Source organism: Pseudofrankia coriaricola, assembly GCF_001854805.1.
In the GTDB taxonomy this organism is placed as follows: domain Bacteria; phylum Actinomycetota; class Actinomycetes; order Frankiales; family Frankiaceae; genus Pseudofrankia.
On the sequence record NZ_MBLO01000003.1, the window covers coordinates 1 to 20,886 of the forward strand.

13 protein-coding genes are annotated in these 20,886 nt (G+C 70.9%); 5 read left to right on the top strand and 8 right to left on the bottom strand.

Features of this window, described 5'->3' with window-relative positions; all coding sequences use genetic code 11:
- On the bottom strand, positions 1-1,117 hold a 1,117-nt coding region (locus BCD48_RS00590; RefSeq protein WP_131803689.1), incomplete at its 3' end, for a serine/threonine-protein kinase.
- 769 nt (positions 1,118-1,886) lie between these two features.
- On the opposite strand from BCD48_RS00590, the gene pgi reads away from it, so the two are divergent.
- Positions 1,887-3,590, top strand: a complete 1,704-nt coding sequence (gene pgi, locus BCD48_RS00595; protein WP_071046242.1) for a glucose-6-phosphate isomerase — start codon at positions 1,887-1,889, stop codon at positions 3,588-3,590.
- 271 nt (positions 3,591-3,861) lie between these two features.
- The gene (locus tag BCD48_RS00600) at positions 3,862-4,245 is read left to right on the top strand and encodes an STAS domain-containing protein (RefSeq protein ID WP_071046243.1); all 384 of its coding nucleotides are present in this window, start codon (positions 3,862-3,864) and stop codon (positions 4,243-4,245) included.
- 23 nt (positions 4,246-4,268) lie between these two features.
- Here the strand turns inward: BCD48_RS00600 and BCD48_RS00605 are convergent, their stop codons facing one another.
- On the bottom strand, positions 4,269-4,700 hold the full coding sequence (locus tag BCD48_RS00605; RefSeq protein ID WP_071046244.1) for a hypothetical protein: 432 nt from the start codon (positions 4,698-4,700) through the stop codon (positions 4,269-4,271).
- Positions 4,701-5,501: 801 nt separating this feature from the next.
- On the opposite strand from BCD48_RS00605, the gene BCD48_RS53000 reads away from it, so the two are divergent.
- Complete coding sequence (locus BCD48_RS53000) at positions 5,502-7,589, top strand: hypothetical protein (RefSeq protein WP_241841414.1); 2,088 nt, start codon at positions 5,502-5,504, stop codon at positions 7,587-7,589.
- Positions 7,590-7,660: 71 nt separating this feature from the next.
- On the opposite strand, the gene BCD48_RS00620 is transcribed toward BCD48_RS53000, so the two are convergent.
- Genes BCD48_RS00620 through BCD48_RS00630 form a run of 3 tightly spaced genes read right to left on the bottom strand, consistent with a single transcriptional unit; the run spans position 7,661 to position 12,194 of the window.
- On the bottom strand, positions 7,661-8,827 hold the full coding sequence (locus BCD48_RS00620; RefSeq protein ID WP_241841417.1) for a hypothetical protein: 1,167 nt from the start codon (positions 8,825-8,827) through the stop codon (positions 7,661-7,663).
- A gap of 29 nt (positions 8,828-8,856) precedes the next feature.
- The gene (locus tag BCD48_RS00625; RefSeq protein ID WP_083417984.1) at positions 8,857-10,938 is read right to left on the bottom strand and encodes a right-handed parallel beta-helix repeat-containing protein; all 2,082 of its coding nucleotides are present in this window, start codon (positions 10,936-10,938) and stop codon (positions 8,857-8,859) included.
- Positions 10,935-12,194 carry a glycosyltransferase family 2 protein gene (locus BCD48_RS00630; RefSeq protein WP_071046246.1) on the bottom strand — a complete coding sequence of 420 codons (1,260 nt, stop codon included), beginning with the start codon at positions 12,192-12,194 and terminating at the stop codon, positions 10,935-10,937. Before BCD48_RS00630 ends, BCD48_RS00625 begins: the two co-directional genes overlap by 4 nt.
- 490 nt (positions 12,195-12,684) lie before the next feature.
- On the opposite strand from BCD48_RS00630, the gene BCD48_RS00635 reads away from it, so the two are divergent.
- A complete protein-coding gene (locus BCD48_RS00635) occupies positions 12,685-14,007 on the top strand; it encodes a UDP-glucose dehydrogenase family protein (protein ID WP_274536477.1) in 1,323 nt (440 codons plus the stop codon).
- A 23-nt stretch (positions 14,008-14,030) separates the two neighbouring features.
- Positions 14,031-14,990, top strand: coding sequence for a polysaccharide lyase (locus BCD48_RS00640; protein WP_241841415.1), 960 nt, complete (start codon positions 14,031-14,033; stop codon positions 14,988-14,990).
- A gap of 294 nt (positions 14,991-15,284) precedes the next feature.
- Here the strand turns inward: BCD48_RS00640 and BCD48_RS00645 are convergent, their stop codons facing one another.
- The 3 genes from BCD48_RS00645 to BCD48_RS00655 form a co-directional block, all read right to left on the bottom strand.
- Positions 15,285-18,512: an ATP-binding protein gene (locus tag BCD48_RS00645; protein WP_071046248.1), complete on the bottom strand. Its 3,228-nt coding sequence runs from the start codon at positions 18,510-18,512 to the stop codon at positions 15,285-15,287.
- A 347-nt stretch (positions 18,513-18,859) separates the two neighbouring features.
- Positions 18,860-19,687, bottom strand: coding sequence for an ABC transporter permease (locus BCD48_RS00650; protein ID WP_083417985.1), 828 nt, complete (start codon positions 19,685-19,687; stop codon positions 18,860-18,862).
- Positions 19,684-20,613 (bottom strand): ATP-binding cassette domain-containing protein, encoded by a 930-nt coding sequence (locus tag BCD48_RS00655; RefSeq protein ID WP_241841416.1) that lies wholly within the window; start codon positions 20,611-20,613, stop codon positions 19,684-19,686. The genes BCD48_RS00650 and BCD48_RS00655 overlap by 4 nt, the downstream gene beginning before the upstream one ends.
- Positions 20,614-20,886 lie beyond the last annotated feature (273 nt).

Consider the following 20,886-nt stretch of genomic DNA (forward strand, 5'->3'; position numbering starts at 1 on the left):
GTATCGGCTGGCTGGGCAGGGGCGGCCGGCCGGGTACCTGCTGCCCGGGCCCGGGCGGGAAGGCCTGACCGCCGCCGGGCAGGTTCGGGCGCAGCCCGTACGGCTGCCCCTGGACGTAGCCACCACCGGGGCGGGGCCCCACCGGCGGCGGCGTCGCCGGGCCGCCGGGGCGGAGCTGCGGGCCGGCGGGTGGCATGGGGAAGGGCGGGTTCGGGGTTGACGACGTGCCCTGCGCGGCCTCGCGGATCTCGTCGTCGACGCGGATCTTGACGTCGGACCTGGCGAGCCAGTTCGGGCCGAAGGTGCGGACACTGGCGCGCGCCAGCTCCAGGGCGAACTCGGTGGCGTCGCCGTAACGGGCCATCGGGTCCTTGGCGAGGGTGCGCATGATGACCGCGGAGACCGGCGTCGCGACGTTGGTCAGCGGATCCGGCACCACGTTCAGGTGGTGGTGGGTGAGCGGCTGCACGCCCATCGGCTTCCCGAACAGCGGCCGCTCGGCGATCATCTCGTAGAGCACGCCGGCCAGCGCGTAGAGGTCGGTCGACGGGAACAGCCGGCTGCCGAGGATCTGCTCGGGCGCCATGTAACGGGGTGTGCCGAGGATCGCGCTCGCGGTCGTCTCGGCGCCGTCGAAGATCTTGGCGATGCCGAAGTCGGTGACTTTCAGCAGCCCGCCGCCGTCGAACATGATGTTGTCCGGCTTGATATCCCGGTGCAGGACGCCGGCCGCGTGCGCCGTGGCGAGCGCGGCAGCGCCCGCGATGCCGACCGCGCAGATGGTCTCCTGGCTGATCTTCCCGGCCTGGATGCGCTGCTTGAGCGTTCCGCCGGAAAGGAGCTCCATCACCAGCAGGCACGTGCCCTCGTGCTCGACATAGTCGTGCACGCGCACGATGTGCGGGTGGTCGAGCTCGGCGAGCACCCGCGCCTCGGCGAGGAAGCGAGCGCGCAGCTCCGGGTCGTCGGAGGTGTCAAGGAGGATCTTGATAGCGACCTTACGGCCGATAAGCCGGTGCTGGCCGGCGAGCACAAGGCCGTACCCGCCCTTACCGAGGTCACCTTCGACCTGGTAGCCGGGGAGGGCCGCCTCCACCAGAGAACGATCGATTAGCAAGGTCTGGTCCCGTTCGCCGCCGGCCACTTCACGCGGAAGTACAAAACACGAAGGCCGCGCCCGGGCCGCAAACACACCCTTCGTCGTGTACCCGGCGATACTACGGCCTGGTACCCCCGGGATCCCCCCTGGCGGGGGTCAGTTGGTGGGCGTCGGATGTCCGACACGGTGTGCACCCATCCTCTCGCCTGCGCCGGAGCGAGTCCGTCGGCTGATGAGCGGGGTCCGGTGGCGAGCCGCCTCTGGGTGCGCGCGAAACACGGCTACCGTCGCGCGCCTATGGGCTGTCACCCACGGGCGAGTCTCTCGACCGGGAACGGACGACCGGCTCGGCGACGTCCCCCGCTTGGCCGTCGGGCGGTACCGGAGACTGAGCGCTCCGACGGCGCCGAGTCCCGCTGGGTCCTCTTCAGGGCCAGCCTTCCGCGGGTCCCCGCCGACTGGCTGCCGAACGGTGTGGGCGCCGAGCCCCCGGCGGCGCTTCTTTCGTGCCTGCCCGTCCGCGGGGTCCCCCGGGGTTCCTGCCGGATCGGCGACAGGTCCCTGCTCGATCGGCGGAGCCGGTCGGGGAGGTAAGCGATCTGGGAGGTCTGCTGGGAGGTCGGCGATCTGGGAGGTCCGGATTGGCCGCCGAGTGTGCTCGAGGTCTGGCACGCTGGCACGCTGACACGCGTCAAGTCCCACCTGGTCAATCGGTGGGGGAGGCGGCATGGAGACTGGCGCTAGCAGATCTCAGCGGGCAGGTCTGGAACCGAAGGGTGGTCGCGCGATGCCGAGTTCACTGCCGAGCTCCGAGCCCTCTCACCTGGATGGCGAGCCGGTCGTCATCACACGGACACCGGAATGGGCGGCGTTGCGAGCGCATCACGCCGAGCTGGCTGGTGCCGGCCTGCGCGCGCTGTTCGCCGCGGACCCGGGCAGGGCCGACACGCTGTCGGTGGAGGCCGACGGCCTGTACCTGGACTACTCGAAGAACCTCCTGACCGCCGAGACCGTCCGGCTGCTGGTGGCGCTCGCCGAGCGGGCCGGGCTGCCCGCCCGGGTCGAGGCGATGTTCACCGGCGAGAAAATCAACACGACCGAACACCGCGCGGTGCTGCACGTCGCGTTGCGGGCCCCCGAGGGCGAGACCATCGAGGTGGACGGCGCCGACGTCGTCCCTGGCGTGCACGCGGTGCTCGAGAAGATGTACGCCTTCGCCGACCGGGTCCGTTCCGGAGTGTGGACGGGCGCCACCGGCCGGCATATCCGCGCCATCGTCAACATCGGTATCGGCGGTTCCGACCTCGGCCCGGCGATGGCCACCGAGGCGCTGCGGACGTTCGCTGACCGCTCCCTGACGAGCCGGTTCGTGTCCAACGTGGACGGCTCCGACATCTGGGAGGCGACGCACGACCTGGACCCGGCCGAGACGCTGTTCATCGTCTCGTCCAAGACGTTCACCACCCTGGAGACCATCGCGAACGCGCGGACCGCCCGAGCCTGGCTGGTGGCGGCCCTCGGCGAGGACGCCGTCCGGCACCACTTCGTCGCGGTGTCGACGAACACCCAGAAGGTCGCCGAATTCGGCATCGACACGGCGAACATGTTCGAGTTCTGGGACTGGGTGGGCGGCCGGTACTCCATGGACTCGGCGATCGGCCTTTCCCTGGCGGTCGCGATCGGGCCGGAGAACTTCCGCCAGCTGCTCGCCGGGTTCCACGCGATGGACGTACATTTCCGCACCGCGCCGCTCGACCGCAACCTTCCGGTCCTGATGGGGCTGACTGGTCTGTGGTACCGCGACTTCTTTGGCCTGCAGACGCATGCGGTGCTGCCGTACAGCCACTACCTGAGCCGTTTTCCGGCGTACCTCCAGCAGCTGGACATGGAGAGCAACGGCAAGTCGGTCGACCGCGCCGGCCGCCCGGTCACCATGGACACCGGGCCGGTCGTCTGGGGAACCCCGGGCACGAACGGCCAGCACGCCTACTACCAGCTGCTGCATCAGGGGACGACGGTCATCCCCGCCGACTTCATCGGCTTCGTCGCCCCGCCGCACACCCACGTCGGCGGGAACGGTGCCGACGACCAGCACGTGCTGCTGATGGCCAACTTCTTCGCTCAGACCGAGGCGCTGGCGTTCGGGAAGACCGCCGCCGAGGTCGCCGCCGAAGGGGTGGCACCCGAACTCGTGCCGCACAAGGTCTTCACCGGTGACCGGCCGACGAACACGCTGCTCGCGCCGGCGTTGACCCCGTTCACCCTCGGGCAGCTGATCGCGCTGTACGAGCACAAGGTCTTCACGCAGGGGACGATCTGGGGGATCAACAGCTTCGACCAGTGGGGCGTCGAGCTGGGCAAGGTGCTCGCGGGCCGGATCATTCCGGAGCTCGCCGCCTCCGGCGAGCCGGAGCTCGCGCATGATGCCTCGACGAACACCCTGATCCGCCGCTTCCGCGCCGGCATCCCAGCGCCCATCGCCGCCGGCTGACCCCAGGGGTCCCCGCCAGTTCGCCCTGGGCCGGTCCGCCTGTCCGGCGGCGGTCTGGAGCGAATCGGCGGGAGACCGCGGCCGGTGACCCTGCTTGATGGCAGTTCCGCGGGCCGAGTCGCTGTGGCGGAGTCGGGGCGTTAGGTACTTCCGGGTCTTTGGCCCTTTGCCGCATCGCTGCGCGCTGAGGGCTCGACGACGAGTCCCCATGTTACTCTCCGTAACCATCCTGCCGCGGGTGGAGCCGGCGGCCAGGGGATCGGGGGGTGAGATGCGGGTCGACGCCGGGGCTCTGCGGATGACGGTGCACCGCGACGCGCGGGGCGGCGAGGACGTGCTCATCGAGCTCGTCGGCGAGCTGGACGGACCTGGCCGGCGCTGCCTGCGCGACCAGGTCGGCGATCTGCTTGGCCGCGGCGGCTGCACGGTGACGGTCGACGTGAGCGGTCTGCACCGGGTGGACATCCCGGCGCTCGCCGCGCTTCTGCGCGCGGATCTGCTGTTGCGGCGTGTCCACGCCATGCTGGAGGTCCGCGCGCCGACGCCCGCGTTCCTGGAGCTGGTCGCGGCGACCGGCCTGACCGGCCGCCTCCGCGTCGTCCCGGCTCAGCCGGCCCTCCCGGCCGAATCGCGCATACCCGCCGATTCGCCGTAGGCCGGTCGGTCCGGGGAAGGCTCCTAGGAGTAGCCGGCCTCGGCTCGTCTGGACAGTGCGCCGGCTTCGACGGTCCGGACCGCCGAGTGGGTGAAGGCTCGCGCCGCGTCGCCGGGCGCCAGGTTGGCCGTCACGAGATCGACCGGCATGAGATGGAGGGTGTGGCGGTGCCCGGCCGCGACCGGCCTCTCGGCGCCATCAGCTGTCGGCCCGACTGGTCTTGTTGGCCCGTTTGGCCTGTTTGGCCCGTTTGGTATGGCGGCCGCGGCGACGGTTGGCGCGGGCATGCCCTCGTTGCCGAGAGTCGTCTCCTCGCCGCCGCTGGGTACCAGGCGCAGGGCGGGCCGCCCGGAGCCGGTCAGCCGGCGCTCGACAGCGTTCATCAGCAGCATGACGAGCATCATCAGCAGCGGGAACCCAACCACGAGAACGGCCGCCGGCGCGGTTACCTCCACCTGAACCCCCTGAAAGACCTGGTACTAAAAGAAGGCGTGTTCCTTGCCCCGGTGGGCGCGGACCGCGACGAGGTAGCCCATTCGTCAGCTACCCACCGTTGCCTCTTTGTCACTCTGCAGTACCAGACTCACCCATGACGAGTTAGCCTCTCCGCGCGTACCGCGTGAGGTAGCCGTAAAACCGAGGTGGTACCGAATGCCGGCGTCAACCCGATCTCACCGGCTCCGCCCCGACCTGCCCGTCCGTCCGAGGAAGCCGCGGTCGGAGAAGACGCCCGCCCCTGCACGCTCTCACCGCTGAGACGACTCGGCAGCCCGACCGCTGCCGCCGCCCGGAACCTCCGAGCCCGCCCCACCGACGCCGACCCGCCGGTGTGACGAAGGATGCACCGGCTCGCCAGACCTGCCCCACATCGCCCGTTCGATCCCAGCCACCTCCTCAGCCCCTACCTGGCGTGACGTAGTGCTGGTGAGCAATCCGCGCAAACCAGCCACAGCTACCGCCGCCATATGCCAGGGCCCGGAACCACGCGGGGAGGGCGCCCAGCGCCCGACAGACGTCCCGTGGGCTCGGATGTCCAGCCACAGCTGGTGACGGCGCATTGGCGCAGTACCTACCCAGCCACCTCGTCACCCCGGTCCCAGCTCTACCACCGCCATATGCCAGGGCCCGGAACCACGCGGGGAGGGCGCCCAGCGCCCGACACGGGGCGAGCGCGCCCAGCGCCTCGCCCCGACAGGCGGTGCCCGGCGGCGGGCGCGGAGCGTCCGGCCGCGGGACCGCCGTACCCTGCCCTCACCATGTCTGCGTCGTTTGGCTCGTATGAAGGCCACGGTCCGTACGAGGACCGTTACGAGCGTGCGTATGGCTCGCATGGCTCCCCGGCCGCCGAGCCGCCGTCACCGTGGGTGGTCGACGCGGCCCCGCCGGCCGATCAGCCCAGCGCTCCCACCCCCGGGCGCTCGGGGCCGGTGACGGACTGGCGGCTCGCGGTCGACGAGTTCGGCCGCCCGATACCACCTCCACCGTCGGTGTCACGTCCCCAGGTGCCCGGCGAGCTCTCGGGGCCGCCGCTGCCACCCGCGCCGGGCGCTCCGGCCGCCGTGCCGCCCCTGTTCCGGGGCCCGTCGGCCTATGGCGTGCAGCCGGTCCATTCCACGCCCGTGCCGCCATCCGCGTCGCCGTCGCCCGTGCCACCCATACCGGTCGCGTCGTCGCCCGCGTACCAGGAACCGATCTTCCACCCGTCGGCTCCGCCGCGGTACCCAACCGCGTACGGAAACCCATCGCCGTCCACGGAGCCCCACCTGGGCGAGCCTTTTCCGGTGATCCCCGGGCCGGGTACGTGGCCGCCTGACGACACGTCGTTCGACGCGGTGACCATCCGGGCCGTGACGGCGGACGCGCAGACGGCCGCCGCGCCGTACGCCGCGCTGCCCGCGGTGTCGATGCCGGCCGGTGTGGCGCCCGCGTCCGTGCCGGTGCCGATCGGGAACACCGGGGTGGGCCTGACCGCCGTGGACGACGGCCCGATCGACCTCGGCGGGCCGCTTCCGGCCTACCAGGAGTCACCATCGCCTCCCGAGTACCCGACGTCTTCGTCCACGTCGTCCTACTCACCGTCCGTGCCGTCGTACCCGTCGCAATCCCCGACGGCGTCGCCGGCGGGGTGGGACGTGGTCGTCGACGACGTCGTGCTGGGCGAGCGCGGCCGCCCGGCCGCCCCCGTGCCGCCCGCCGACCGGTTCGCGACGGCCGGGCCATCCGACACGTCCGTCCAGGTCACGGCGGCCGGTTCGTCGGCGCCAGGCGGACCGGTGGTGACAACTGGGCCGCTGGCGGCCCGCGGCGCCGAGGTCACGGTCGACCCGGCCGTCGCCCGTGACCCGTCCGCGTCGTCGGCATCCGCGGTCACGGTTGGCCCGGTGGTCGGGGGCGCCGCCACCGTGCCGCCGCCGTTGCCTCCGTTCGGGCTCGAAGCCACCCGCGCGGCGGCCCCCGTGGCGCCGCTGGTCGCGCCGAGCTCGCCGGCTGGGCCGTCGTCGTCGCCGGCGGCGGCTCCGTCGCCTGACGCCCCACCAGCCCCCGCGCCGGCGTCCTCAGCTTCGTCGGACCCGATGTGGCCGGTCGTCATCCAGTCGGCCCCCGTTCCAGCCTCTGGTGCGCCATTGCCCGCGGCGTTGCCAGCCCTGCTGGCGGAGCTGGCCGCGAAGGCTGCCGCCGCGGCCGAGGCGATGGGCACGGTCGACGACGCCGTCTGGGGAGTGTCGGCGGGGCCCGCGACCGGGCCTGTCCTGGTCCAGTCCTTTCGCGAGGTCACCGGGGATCCCGTCGGATCGGCGGAGCCCGGAGTTCCCGGCGGACCCGTGACGGGGTCCCTCCCAGATCAGCGAAGCCCGGGGTTCCTGCCGGATCCGGGGTCCCTGCCCGATTGGCGACAGGGTCCCTCCCGGATCGACGGAGTCGATCTGGGAGGTCAGCGATCGGGGAGGTCTGCTGGCAGGTCGGCGATCTGGGAGGTCGGCCGGGAGGCCCGCGAGGGGCGGCCGAGCCACGGGGGCGCTGAACATACGGCCGCGCGCCGTGTCCCCGGTCAGCCCAGCAACGGGGAACGAGGGGTCAGCGAGGAGGATCTCGCCGCCCGGTACGTGGTGGTGCGCGAGCAGGTCGACTACGCCCTGGCGGAGATCGCGCTGGCACGGGCCGCCTTCCGGCGGGCTAGCGAGGACGACGGCCCCGGCTGGCCGTTCCGCGACAGCGAGCTGGACGTGCTGCGCCGCCCGGCGGTCGCCCACGCGCTGGCCCGCGAGCTGGCGGGCGTGGAACGTCTGCGGGTCTGGGCTCAGGAGCTCTACTGGCTCCAGGAGCAGCACCGCGGCTTCGGGTAGGTCCACGCCGAACACGAAGGCGCTCTGAGCTGACTGGCGAGCCAGTCAGCTCAGAGCGCCCGTCGCGGTGGTCAGCCCGAGGCGCAGGTGATGTTCGACAGGCCCTTCCCCGCGCCGGTCACCTGGTTGTCGCAGCCGACGATGTTCAGGGTCTCCTTGCCGTCGTGGATGTAGACGCCGAAGCCTTCGCCGTCCACCGTCAGGTGGTTTCCGCGGATGGTGTTCTGACGGCCCCAGCCCTCTTCGACCACGTGCGTCTGAATGCCGTCCTTGATGGAGCCGCCGTCGGTCGAACCGGTGTTGTTCTCCACCAGCCAGCCGTTTCCCTTGACGTCGATCCACGAGTCGGCCGCGACCATTCCGACACCGCTGAGCCTGTTGCCGCTGACGACGCCGCCCTCCGTGCCTTCCTTGATGTCGATGTTCTCCGAGGTGGTGCCGGCGATGTCGTTCCCGATCACCGAGTTGCGGTTGCTGCGGTCGGGCTGGCAGTTCGTGTACGTGCACCAGTTGCTCGTGGCGCTACCGACGTAGATGCCCTCCCCGAACTTCTCCGAGCGGTTGCCGGTGTCGCGGACGACGTTCCCGATCACGATGTTGTCGGTGCTGGCGGTACGCAGGTGGATGGCCTCGTCGCCGATCTGGCTGACGTGCAGCGACGCGATGATCGAATGATGGACGGAATCGGCCACGACGCCCTTGCGCCCGGCACGGAGGCTGAACCCGGCCACCCGGACCCAGGACACCTTGTTCAGATACAGCAGGTACTTGGCGTCGTCCTCGCCGTCGATGACGGCGTCCGGCGAGCCGCACAGCCAGATCGGGCTCGTCTCGGTGCCCGAGACCGTGATGCTGAAATCGCCGACGTAGCGGCCGGCGGCCATCCGGATGATGGTGCCAGGCTGGGCCGCCTTCAGCGCCGCCGTCAGTTCGTCCGCGTCGTGCACGGTGGTGCCGCCGCCGGCGGGGCAGGTGACCTTTCCACCGGCCGGGGCACTCGGGGCGGAGCCACCGGCTCCCACGGGGCCGCCGCTGGCGTGCCCCTTCCCGTCATCCGAGCCCTGCAGCGCGCTCGGGTTCGGCGAGGCCGCCGGCACCGAGGCGAACTCGGTGGGTCGGTCGTCGCCGTTGCCGCCGCAGGCCACGGCGGTCAGCGTGGCGGCGACGACCAGTGTGGCCAGTCGAAGGGCCCGGCCGCGGCGAACCCGGGCGGACGAGCGGTCCCGCGGCATCGACATGGCGATCACCGATGGTCTCCCTGTCATGATCAGTCACGCCATCTCCGCCGACCGGAGGGCGGGTCGCCATCCGGGCTGGCGCGATGGCTTTCGGCGTCGCGCGGTCTGGGTGGAGCCGTCTGTGTCGACATGCGTGGCGTGAAGTAGTCCGTCGGCGAGTCATCCTCCTGGCCCGGTCCCGCGACGGACGCCGGCGCGGGGTGGGTACCGTCGTTCGCGCCGGGCGGTCCTTTGCGTTGCACGCGCAGACTCATCAACGTCGGCTCGGAGTCGACCGGAACGTGGCGGGACGGGCCGCGGACCGCTCGCTGTTCGACCGGCACGTCGTACTGCCGGGGTGTCCGTGATCTGGGCACGGTCCTTACGGGCTCGGGCACGCGGTCGCCGGTAGCGGCCCGGTCGCGGGCCGCCGCCATGATCAGCTCCTGCTGGGATCGCGGCCGCATGGTGCCGTCGGTCATCCGCCGCAGCAGCAGCTCCGACTCGGGATAGGGATGCGACGCCGGCCGCTTCCTCGCCCGCCGGCGGCTCCACCAGCCGAAGACCGGCAGCAGCACGACCAGGCCCCAGACCAGGAGCGCCGGGTGCTGCTCAATGAGCGTGTACCAGTGGTGAGGCTTCAGCGACACCCATCCACCGGTGTTGTTGCTGCGGACCTCACGGGCGCTCATTCCCAGCGCCTTGCGGATGTCGATCGCCCGCCATCCCCGCCCGGCGAGTGTATTGTTCTGGATCTTTGTGTCGGTGGCCTGGCCGCGAATCGTGATCGCGAAGTCCTTGGCGCCGGTCACCTGGTTGCGACTGAGGATGTTGGTCGTGGCGTCCTGAACGACGATGCCGCGCTGGCTTTCGGTGATCGTGTTGTTCACCATCGCGGTGCGCCGTGCGTCCGGGCCGACCTGGATGCCGGTCTCGCTGGAGCCGTTCACCTTGTTGTCGGTGATCTGAGTGCCGTTCGCGCCGCTCTTGACGATGATGCCGACCTGACTGCCGGAAACATTGTTGGCCCGGACGACGGAATTCTCACCGCCGACCACCCGAATCCCGTAGCGCCCATTGCCACTGACGGTGTTGCTTTCGATCAGGGTGTCCTTGATCTGGTTGACCTGGACGCCGGTCGCGGTCGCCACGACCCCGAGCCCGCGGCCGTCGACCGTGATGCCGTCGCCGCTGTTGTCGGTGACCGTGCTGCGCATGACCCGCGATCCGGAGGCACGGTCAATGGTCATGCCGTCGCCATGGTTGCGCGCCGCTGTGACCCCGGAAATCAGCGTGCCCGTCGCGTCTCGATGGACACCGAGCCCGGAGCGTTCGTTGTCCTCCAGCCGGACATCGATCATCTGGATGCCCTCACTGCCGGAGATGTAGGCACCGTAGATGTTGTTCCGGAACACCGAGTCGGCGGCGCCGCCGGTGCTGGGCTCGCCCTTGCTCCCGGTCCAGGCGATGCCGCCGGTGCGCCCCGTCCAGAACCCCAGACTGCTCGCGTCGACGTTCCGGACGATGAGTTCACCGCCCATCGTCCGGATGTAGGACCGGCCGTCGACGGTGGTGGTGTCCGGCCGCAGGTTCTGCACGTCCCAGCCGACGATGCGCAGCTTGCGGTCCGGCGACGCGCCGACGAACTCCATCGCGCCACGCCAGGCAGCGACGGTCGCGAAACCGCTGGGACCACTGGCCAGCCGGAGGTCACCGGCCAGTGAGCTGACCACGAGGCGGGCCTGGGGCCCGACGAGCACGTTCGCCGTGAACAGCACCGCTCCGTCCACTTCGCGGCGGCCGCCACCGGCACTGATCACCTCGGCCACCGTGTAGGGCTCCGCCCGCGCCGGGAGCAGCACAGTCGGCAGGCTGCCCGCCGTCTCGACCAGTGTCGGCTTGGTGAGCACACCGAAGCGTTCGAACATCGTCCGTAGGCGGATGTCCTCGGCGTCGACCAACACGGCCTGCTTCTTCGCGTCCGCCGACGAGACGGGGGGAAGAGGCTGTACGGAGGACGCCCGCGCGGGCAGCGCGGTCAGGACGACGGTCGTGACCGCGGCGCTGGCCAGCAGGCCCGCGACCATTGTTCGCGGGCGAGGGACCGGTCGGCTTCGCCGGGAGGCGGTCATCGGGCACCCGCGGTAGCCGTCCCGGGCACGCCGGTCCTGGTGGAGGCGTCCGTCTGCCCCTCGCCACCGAGCATGTCGGAGCGTCTGGTCAGCCAGCCCTGCTTGTTCATGGAGACAAGCGCCCACGCCTTGATCGGTAGCGCGATGACAATGATCATCAACACGGTCAGCGGGAGGACGAAGATGTCTCGCGGGTTTTCCTTGAGGTGCGAGAAGCCGCGGATGGCTCGGCCGAGCAGGAGCCAGCAGATCGCGATGATGGGCGCGTTTGCCTCGGGCCGGAACATCCACAGTGTGAAGTAGGTGATCGCCACACCCATGGTCACCGGGGTCAATATGATCTGGAGCACGCCGACCTGCGTGATGAGTGGCTGGCGCCAGAGCCAGCCCTTGTAGATCGCGGTGAGGTAGGTGCGGTAGGAGTTACGGCTCCACCTGACCCGCTGCTTGATGAACGCCCGCAGGCTGTCCGGGAACATCGACATGGCCCGGGCCGTGTCCTGGTGCACTGTCTTGTACCCGGAGGCCAGTACCAGCCAGGTAAGCCGGCCGTCGTCGCCGGCGATGCAGCGGCGTCCGAGGAAGAACTCGTGCTCGAGGTTGTGCAGGACGGGCGCGACGGCCGAACGGCGGTACGCCGCCGTCCGCCCGGACAGGCAGGCCACGGCGCCGACCCGTCCCTGTGCCGGCACGTAGTCGAGGTACCGGATGTCCACGAGCCAGTTGGCGACCCGCCGCCACACGCTGCTGCGCGGCTCGTAGACGTTCTGCCGGGTGCCGACACCGCCGATCTCCGGATCGACGAACGGCATCTGCACGGCCGCCAGCAGGCCGGGCTCCCAGGCGGTGTCCGAGTCGCAGAGCACGATGACCTCGGAGGTCGCCGCCGAGACTCCGACACCGAGCGCGGAGCGCTTGCCCTCGTGGACGAAGGGGATCACCCGAACCTTCGGGTCGGCGCGGCGGTCGAGCAGCTCGATCAACGTGGTGTCTTCGACGTCGGGCACGATGATGATCTCAGTCGGGTCCTGGGCCAGCCAGGTCTTCAGGCAGCGTTCGAGGACTTCCGGGTCCTCGCGGAAGGACGGCACGACGACCGACGTCGTCGTCCGGAAGTTGTTCCGTACGGGTCGGTACCGCATGGAGAGCACGCGTCGACTGAGCCACACCACCCATGAGATGACACCGGCGATGCCGATCGGTACGAGACTTCGGTGGCTGGATATGAAATCAATCGCCGTGTTGAGCCATTGCATTGTCGCGGGACCCCCCCAAATGCGACCTGTGATCGGCCAGCCACGCGCCTTGGCTGGCCAAAGATTTTCGACCTTGGTCGGTCGTTGATCAACCCTTCTCTGGTGGACGGCAGCAGGCTAGCAGTGGTGTCGGCCGCTCCTCCGTGCACGGCGTTCGCCGTGGTTTCTGCTCAGCAATCACCATCTCTCTGAGAACTCATTCGGCCACGGAGCGAAGAAATTTTTTGCGTGTTGTGAAACGATGGTTCTCGCGTAGTCTTCATAATTAAATCCGAGCAAGGTCCTGTGTCTGAAATCATCGCCCCCCGTCAGCCGGTGTCCGGCCGGCCGAGGGCGTTTGGCACCATGCCCCATCGAGGTCGTCCGACTCGTTGATCCGCGCACGAATGATCGTGGCGGCCGACCGCCTTACGTTGATGGGGGGAACGCGATCGTGCTATCTGACACGGCGGTTTCGCGAGGAGATGGTCCGGCGGCGTCTGGTCCGCTGGTGACGAAGGTCAGCGTGGTGGGCACCGGCTACCTGGGTGCCACGCACGCGGTGTGTATGAGTGAGCTGGGCTTCACCGTCGTCGGCCTGGACGTCGACGAGGCCAAGGTGGCGAGCCTCGCTTCGGGGGTCGTGCCGTTTTTCGAGCCCGGGCTCGAGGAGCTGCTGCGCAAGAACCTCGAGTCCGGTCGGCTGACCTTCAGCTCCTCCTTTGAGGACGTCGCCGACGCGGACGCGCACTTCCTGTGCGTGGGCACCCCACAGCGGGCCGACTCGCCGGCGGCCGACCTGCGCTACCTCGACAGCGCGATGGATGGTCTGTTGGCGGCCGGCCTCAGGCCGGGAGCGCTGGTCGTCGGCAAGTCGACGGTGCCCGCGGGGACGGCCGCGCGGCTGGCCGCCCGACTCGCGGCCGAGGCGCCCCAGGCGAGTCTTGGCTGGAACCCGGAGTTCCTCCGCGAGGGCTTCGCGGTCGAGGACACCCTGCGGCCCGACCGCCTCGTCTTCGGCGTGCCGACGGATGACGGTGGCCGGGCCGAGGCCGTCCTGCGCGAGATCTACGCCCAGCCGCTCGACGCCGGCACCCCGCTGATCGTCGCCGACTTCGCCACCGCCGAGCTGGTGAAGGTCGCGGCGAACTCCTTCCTCGCCACGAAGATCTCGTTTATCAACGCGATGGCCGAGGTCTGCGAGGCGGCCGACGCGGACGTGACGGTCCTGGCGAAGGCGCTTTCCTACGACACCCGGATCGGCGGCCGATTCCTCGGGGCCGGTGTGGGTTTCGGCGGGGGCTGCCTGCCCAAGGACATTCGTGCCTTCCAGGCCCGGGCACAGGAGCTGAATGTCGGGCGGTCGGTCGCGTTCCTCGCCGAGGTCGACGCGATCAACCTCCGGCGTCGGGCGCGCGTCGTGGAGCTGGCGACCGAGGCGGTCGGTGGCGATGTGAACGGGAAACGAGTGGCCGTGTTCGGCGCGGCCTTCAAGCCGAACAGCGACGACGTCCGGGACTCACCGGCGCTCGACGTGGCCAGCGCGCTGCACGACGCGGGCGCGGTGGTCACGATTTGCGACCCGGCCGCGATTCCGAACGCCCGGCGCCGCCATCCTGAACTGCGGTACGAGCTGAACGCGCTCGAGGCGGCGCTGGACGCCGACGTGGTGCTGCACCTGACCGAGTGGGCGGAGTTCCGCGAGATCGACCCCGCCGTGCTGGCGTCCGTCGCCCGCAATCCGGTCGTCATCGACGGGCGTAACACCCTCGACCCGGCGCGCTGGCGGCGGGCCGGCTGGAGCTTTCGCGCGCTTGGCCGGCCGACCTTGTGAGGCTCCAGGGACAGGAGACGCGGTTGCGCGGCGGAATGACCCGGCGGGCGCTGATGCGCTCGTCGGCCGCTGGCGCGCTGGGGCTGGCGGCGACCGGCCTCAGTGGTGTGCTGGCCGCCTGTGGTCCGGGCATGGGGCAGGTCGATCCGGCGAGCGAGACCCTTCCGCCGGACACGGCGGCGCCGGGCGCGGTGTCGACCACGCCGGGGAGCGCTCGCCACACGCTCGCCAGCGCGACCGTCGCCAGGCAGTTCTTCGGCGAGAAGCTGGTCCCGACCACCCGGTCCAGCTTCGGCCTTGACCTGGCCGAGGTGCTGCCGTCCGATGACAAGCGCTTCCCCTCTTTTCTGCGGGTGTCGATTCCGTCGGACGTCACGAATCCCGAGGAGGCGCGGATCTACCAGGATGGGGCCACCTACGGCGGTATTCAGATGTTCGTTGACCACACGTTGCGCTCGCCGTACGAGCTGTACATGCGGTATTACGTGAGATTTCCTCAGGACTTCGAGTTCGGGAAGGGTGGACGTCTCCCCGGCTTCTTCGGGACGATCGTGAAGAACCGTATACGCACGGAGACCTTGCGTAGCGGCTTTGCCACCCGGTTCGCGTGGCGAGACGGCGACTTCGGCCTGATATACGCGAACACGGCCCGCTCCGACCACCCGGTCAACACCGTGGGTAAGGCCTCTTGGCGCTGGCCACGAGGGCGGTGGGTCTGCGTCGAGCAGGGCGTGAAGCTGAACTTCGAGGGGTTCGCCGACGGGCTGATGCTCATCTGGATCGACGGCCAGCTCGTTTACAAGGACCAGCAGTTCAACCCTCGGATCTCCAACGATCTGAGGACCGGCGGTTTCCTGGTGACGGCCACGTTCGGCGACGGCGGCGCGACCTTCAAGCCGGCCTCGCCGCAGACGATCGACCTGGCTGGCTTCGCCTATGACGTGAAGCGCCTCAACCCGCTTCCGAAGCCCGAGGACGGGTAGCCGCCGGCCGCGCTCGCGGACCAGGCGACGCCGAGAGCCCCAGCCAGGCATGACCGCGAAGTCTTCCTCCCGCAAAGGGCCAGTACGGTTCGCAACGTTCAAGCGCTCCGCAACCGAGCTGGCCCGGAGGCGCACCTCCGCGGAGGCCCGGCCACGAGCGCAGCGAAGTGGTTGGGCCGCAGCGGAGGTCGCCGCAGGGCACGTGAGCGGAGGAGGACGGCACGCGGAGGTCCCGTGGGAGCGAAGCGAGTACGGGGCCGGAGCGTGCCGCCCGGACGGAGCGAACCAGCCAACTCAGTGCGGCGGGGCCAGCATCACGACGGTGGCGGGGCCTTCGAGGCTCTCGAAGGCTCGGTTTGCCAGCGCCGCGCCGGTGACGTTGCCCTTGCGGTGGTAGCGCTCGAGCGCGTCCGCCAGGCTCATCGCCGCGTCGTCCTTGCGGTCGGCGCGGTGCAGCACCTCGGCGCGGGCGAGCAGCGCGGTGGCCTGGCAGTCGAAATCGTCGGTCTTCCCGGCGAGATCCACGGCGGTGTCGGCGAAACGCAGCGCCTCCGCCTCCCGGCCGCGGATGGCCAGCAGCCGGGCGTGGACCCCGCACCAGCCGGCCTGCGCGGGCAGCTGGTCGGTGGCGGCCGCGTCCCGGCAGCGGGTCACGTATTTGCCGGCCTCGTCGAGCCGGCCAAGCGCCAGCATGACCTCGGCGAGCGCCGCGGCCCTTGTCGCCAGGTACGCCCGCTCACCCATCCGGGACAGGTGCCGGCAACTGCGGCGCAGCTCCCGTTCGGCGGTCGTCAGGTCGTCGGCGAGCAGCGCCACCCTGGCCACCACGAACCCGCTGTGCAACGGGTCGAAACGCGGGCCGCGCAGGTCCCAGACGATCTCCTCGGCGTCCTTGAGATGGGCCCGCGCCCCTTCCAGGTCGCCGGCCATGGCGGTGAGCACCGCCAGCTGAGCGAGCAGCGCCCGCCGCTGGCCGCGGTCGTCGCCCGCGTCCACCAGCGCCGCCGTCGCGATCGTGATCGACTCCCCGACCGGTCGTGGCGTCCAGCTCAGCAGGCTGGTCAGTTCGCGGCGCAGCGACTGGGCCGCCCGCGGCACGCCCGAGTCCTCGGCGTGCTGGACCGCCATGTCCATCGCCTTCTCGGCCGCGGCGTACTGGCCGGCCGCGGTGTAGGCGGCGGCCTGGCTGCGGCAGGCCAGCGCCGCGCCGACCTCGTCGCCCTCGCGGACGAAGTCCGCCAGCGCATCGCCCGCCTCCTCCAGGGTGGTGGCGACCAGCCCGTCCGGCTCGGTGGAGAACAGCACCCGCAGGTGAGCGAGCCGCGCGTGCGCCCGCAGCCCGTCCTCGCCGGCTCGCCGGGCCCGCTCGGTGACCTGGCGCAGGATCCGGTCCGCGTCCGAGAGCCGGCCGAACGAGTACAAAGCCCAGCCCAGGTCGATCTCGGCCCGCAGGCGCAGCGGGTCCAACTCGGGCAGCAGCACGATCGCCCGCTTGAGCAACTGGGCGGCGCCCATCTCGTCGCCCTGGCGGACCCGGTCGGCCGCCTCGATCAGGCAGGTCGCGGCCTGCCGGCCGAGCTCGACGGTCGCCGCGTCGCGCTGGCCGAGCTCGACCCGGTAGCGGTAGGCCTGCTCCAGGTGGTAGCCGACCAGCTCGTCGTGCTCGCCCGGGCCGCCCAGCATCCTGGCCTGCAGCCAGCGGGCGAACCGCTCGTGCAGATCGGCCCGCTGCCGCTTGGACGTCGCCTGGTAGGCGCAGTCGCGCAGCAGCACGTGCAGGAACCGGAACGCCTCGACGCCGGGCAGGTCGGAGCGGTCCGGGTGGACGAGCTCCTTGCGGACCAGCGCCAGGCAGTGCGCCGCGACGTGGGGCTGTTCCTCCGGCTCGGACAGGTCGACGACGGCGTCCAGGTAGAACCGGTTGCCGACCACCGCCGCCCGCTCCAGCACCCTGCGCTCGGCGGCGTCGAGCCGGTCGAGCCGGGCGGCGAGCAGCGCGGAGATGGTCGGCGGGACCTTGACGTTGCGCAGGCTGCTGGTGGCCGTCCAGCGGCTACCGTCCCGGCGCAGCAGGCCATCGTCGACCAGCGCGGCGACCATCTGCTCGACGAACAGCGGGTTGCCCGCCGCCGACGAGGTGATCCGGTCGACCAGCAGCGGGTCGAGGTCGTCCGAGCCCATCAGGCTGCGGATCAGCCGTTGGCAGCGTGCCTCGGTGAGCGGCTGCAGCAGCATCGACGTGGCGTTGAGCTTGCCGCCGCCCCACTGCCGGCGTTCCTCGAGCAACTCGGGCCGGGTCAGGCACAGCAGCAGGATCGGGGCGTCGCGTGACCAGTCGGTGATGTGCTCGATCAGGTCGAGCAGCGTCGGCTCCGCCCAGTGCACGTCGTCGAAGCAGAGCACCAGCGGGCGGCGTTCGGCGAGCGCCTGGAAGAACGTGCGGACCGCCCAGAAGCTCTCCTGGGTGCTCACCTCGGCGCCACCGAGGCCGACCAGCGGGGCGAGCGCGGCGACCACCTCGGCCGCCCCCGCTACCCCCAGCTCGTCGAGCAGCTCGCGCAGCCGGCGCTTGCCCTCCGACGCCGGCGAGTCGGCCGACACCCCGGTGGCCTGGCGGACCATCTCCATCAACGGCCAGTAGGCGATGCCCTCGCCGTAGGACAGGCAGCGCCCCCACAGCACCGTCGCCCGGTTCGACACGCCGTCGCAGAACTCCTTCACCATCCGCGACTTCCCGATGCCGGCTGGGCCGAGCACCGTGAACAGATGGCAGATGCGTTCCTCGACGACGGCCTCGAAGGCGTCCTGGATGCGTCGGCGTTCCCGGTTACGGCCGATGACCGGTGCCGCGAGGCTCAGTGACGGCGTGCGGCTGCCGGGTCCGGCGGTCGGGTCGACCAGGGCGACCAGCCGGTGCGCCCGCAGCGGGTCGCGCTTGCCCTGGACGACGAGCGGGCCGACGGGGTCGACGGTGACGCTGGGCCGGATCAGCCGGTGGGTGTTGTCGCCGATCAGGATCTCGTCGGGGGCGGCCGCCTCCTCCAGCCGGGAGGCGACGTTGACCGGGTCACCGGTGACCCCGCTGCCGGCGACGGTGACCTCGCCGGTGTTGATGCCGATCCTGATCCTCAGCCCGAGGCCCCAGTCGCGGCGCAGATCGGCGTTGAGCTCGCGGATCCTCGCCCGGATGTCGAGCGCGGCCCGCACCGCCCGCAGCGCGTCGTCCTCGTGCAGCACCGGGATGCCGAAGACGGCGAACACGGCGTCACCGATGAACTTCTCGACGGTGCCGCCGTGGGAGTAGATGACCTCGCGGACGTTGGTGAAGAACCGCCACATCACCTGCTGCAGCGGTTCGGAGTCGATGTTCTCGCCGATGTGGGTCGAGCCGGTGATGTCGACGAACATGATCGTTACTGTCTTGCGGGTCCCGCTGCGCGCGGTGGGCAGGGGGTTCCCACAGCTGGAGCAGAACCGGGCGCGGTCCGGGTTCTCCTCCAAGCATGTCGGGCACGCCACCATGTGCCGGATGGTAGGCCGATCGGGTGGCCTGACGGCAGGGGATCTCGGTATCGGTCGCTCGCGTCGTGACTCGTCCCACACCGGTTCCTCCTGGGGGGTACTCCACGGCCCGTCGCCGGGAGTTACCGGTTTGCCTGCTGATGATCCCAGGAACAACGGCCGTCGGGCGCGCGAAGGAAGATCGTTTTCGCGTGCCCTTTGGCCCTCTGATTCTGAGGCCAATGGCTGCCGGCCATGCGAAGGAAGATCATTTTCGCATGGCCTTTGGCCCTCTGATTCTGAGGCCAATGGCTGCCGGCCATGCGAAAGAAGATCATTTTCGCGTGCCCTTTGGCCCTCCAGGCCGCTCATCCGGGTAGGTCCCGACGCAGCGCGGCGAGTGCGGCGGCTGTCGCGGCGGCTCCCCAGCCGAGCGCGGCCCACAGGGACACCGCGTCCAGCTCCGAGGTCGGCCAGCCGAGCACGCCGAGCGGACTGGTCACCGGGCCGCGGAATCGGCTGGAGTCGCCGATCAGCTCCAGGAGACCCACCCCGACCAGACCGAGCAGGGCCGTGCTCGGGCCGCGGGCGATCGACCCGACCGCCACGCCGACGACGCCGGCGGCGCAGACGGCGAGGACGACGACGGCGAACGCGCCCGCGAGCTCGCCGGGCCGGTCCAGGCGCATCGTCCTGGCGTCGTGACGGCCGACGCCGACCGCGACCCAGGCGGTGAACGTCAGCGCGGACAGGGCCGCGCCGAGCGCCACGACGGTCAGCAGCTGCGCGCCGAGCACCCGGTGGCGGGCGGGTGTGACGAGCCAGGTGAGGGTCGCGGTGCGCCAGCGGAACTCGTTCGCGGCGATCTGGACTCCAAGTGCCATCAGCAGGTAGCCGAGCAGCAGGCCCGACCGGGAGCGCAGGCCCTCCCATGTGCTGATCGGCGACGCCTGCGAGCCCCAGAACACCAGCGTCGGGATCTGGAAGATCAGGAACAGCGCGACGGTGTTGCGCTGACCGCGACTGGTGGCGATCTTGAAGAACTCGGTGCGCACCAGGACGCCTAACCCGGCGGGCCGGCTGGCTCGCGCCCGTACCCGCGTACGGGCGCGGGTCCGGTCCTCGGCGCCGCCGTCAGAGGCTCGGCCCCGCCGGCCGTCCCGCGCGCCGTGACCGCCGGGGAATGCGGCGGTCATCGGCCGGCCACCCGTGGGCGCGCGACGTGGGAGCCCGCCTCCAGGCCACCCGCGTCGCCGCGGGTCAGGGCGAAGAAGACGCCCTCCAGGTCCGGCCCGGTGGTGTGCAGCTCCACGAGGGGGATCCGGTGCTCGGCAGCCACCTGCCCGACCCGCTCGGCCCAGCCGTGCGGCAGCCGCAGCTCATCCGGCCCCACCCGGTGGACCAGCGCGCCGGGCTGGCTCGCCGCGGCGGCCGCGGCGGTCGTCGCGCCGGCCTCGGCCGCCCGCTGGTCGGCGAGCAGATCGGCGAGCAGGTCGGCATGCGGGGTCCTGACAGTCACCGAGCCCTGGCCGATCTCGGGCATCGGGGCATCCAGGGCGACCCGGCCGTGGTCGATGATCACGACGTGGTCGACGGTCTGGGTGACCTCGGCCAGCACGTGGCTCGACAGCAGTGCCGTGCGGCCCTCGGCGGCCCAGGAGCGCAGAAAGTCACGCAGCCAGCGGATGCCCTCGGGGTCCAGGCCGTTCGCCGGCTCGTCGAGCACCAGCAGCTCCGGGTCGCCGAGCAGGGCGCCCGCGAGCGCGAGCCGCTGGCGCATGCCCAGCGAGAAGGAACCGGCGGCGCGCTCGGCCGCCTCCTCGAGTCCGACGAGGCCGAGTACCTCGTCCGTCCGGCGCCTGCCGACCCGGAGAGGTATCGCGAGCGCGCGCAGGTGATCCGCCGCGGTCCGGGTCGGGTAGGCCGCCGGCTCCAGCACGGCACCAACGCGGCGCGCCGGGGCGGCGAGCTCGCGGTAGCCGCGCCCGTCGATCAGCGCGTGGCCGCTCGTCGGGGTGACCAGCCCGAGCAGTATGCGCAGGGTGGTGGTCTTGCCAGAGCCGTTCGGCCCCAGGAAGCCCGTGATCGATCCGCGCCGCACCGAGAAGCTGACGTCGGTCACCGCGTGCACTCGCCGGTACCGTTTCGTCAGATTCTCGACGGCGACGATCGGACTGACGGCGGGCCTCCCGCGGCGCGATGACGGTGTTGGGCCAAAGGGTGCGCGAAAATGATCTTCCTTCGCGCACCCGGCGGCCACCGTCCATGGGATCACAGGGCCAAAGGGTGCGCGAAAATGATCTTCCTTCGCGCACCCGGCGGCCACCGTCCATGGGATCACAGGGCCAAAGGGTGCGCGAAAATGGTCTTCCTTCGCGCACCCGGCGGCCACCGT

Excerpts from the sequence above, each read along its gene's own strand:
- pgi (WP_071046242.1), top strand. The coding sequence starts at position 1,887 with ATGCCGAGTTCACTGCCGAGCTCCGAGCCCTCTCACCTGGATGGCGAG.
- BCD48_RS00600 (WP_071046243.1), top strand. The coding sequence starts at position 3,862 with ATGCGGGTCGACGCCGGGGCTCTGCGGATGACGGTGCACCGCGACGCG.
- BCD48_RS53000 (WP_241841414.1), top strand. The coding sequence starts at position 5,502 with ATGTCTGCGTCGTTTGGCTCGTATGAAGGCCACGGTCCGTACGAGGAC.
- BCD48_RS00620 (WP_241841417.1), bottom strand. The coding sequence starts at position 8,827 with ATGTCGATGCCGCGGGACCGCTCGTCCGCCCGGGTTCGCCGCGGCCGG.
- BCD48_RS00625 (WP_083417984.1), bottom strand. The coding sequence starts at position 10,938 with ATGACCGCCTCCCGGCGAAGCCGACCGGTCCCTCGCCCGCGAACAATG.
- BCD48_RS00630 (WP_071046246.1), bottom strand. The coding sequence starts at position 12,194 with ATGCAATGGCTCAACACGGCGATTGATTTCATATCCAGCCACCGAAGT.
- BCD48_RS00645 (WP_071046248.1), bottom strand. The coding sequence starts at position 18,512 with ATGGTGGCGTGCCCGACATGCTTGGAGGAGAACCCGGACCGCGCCCGG.
- BCD48_RS00650 (WP_083417985.1), bottom strand. The coding sequence starts at position 19,687 with ATGACCGCCGCATTCCCCGGCGGTCACGGCGCGCGGGACGGCCGGCGG.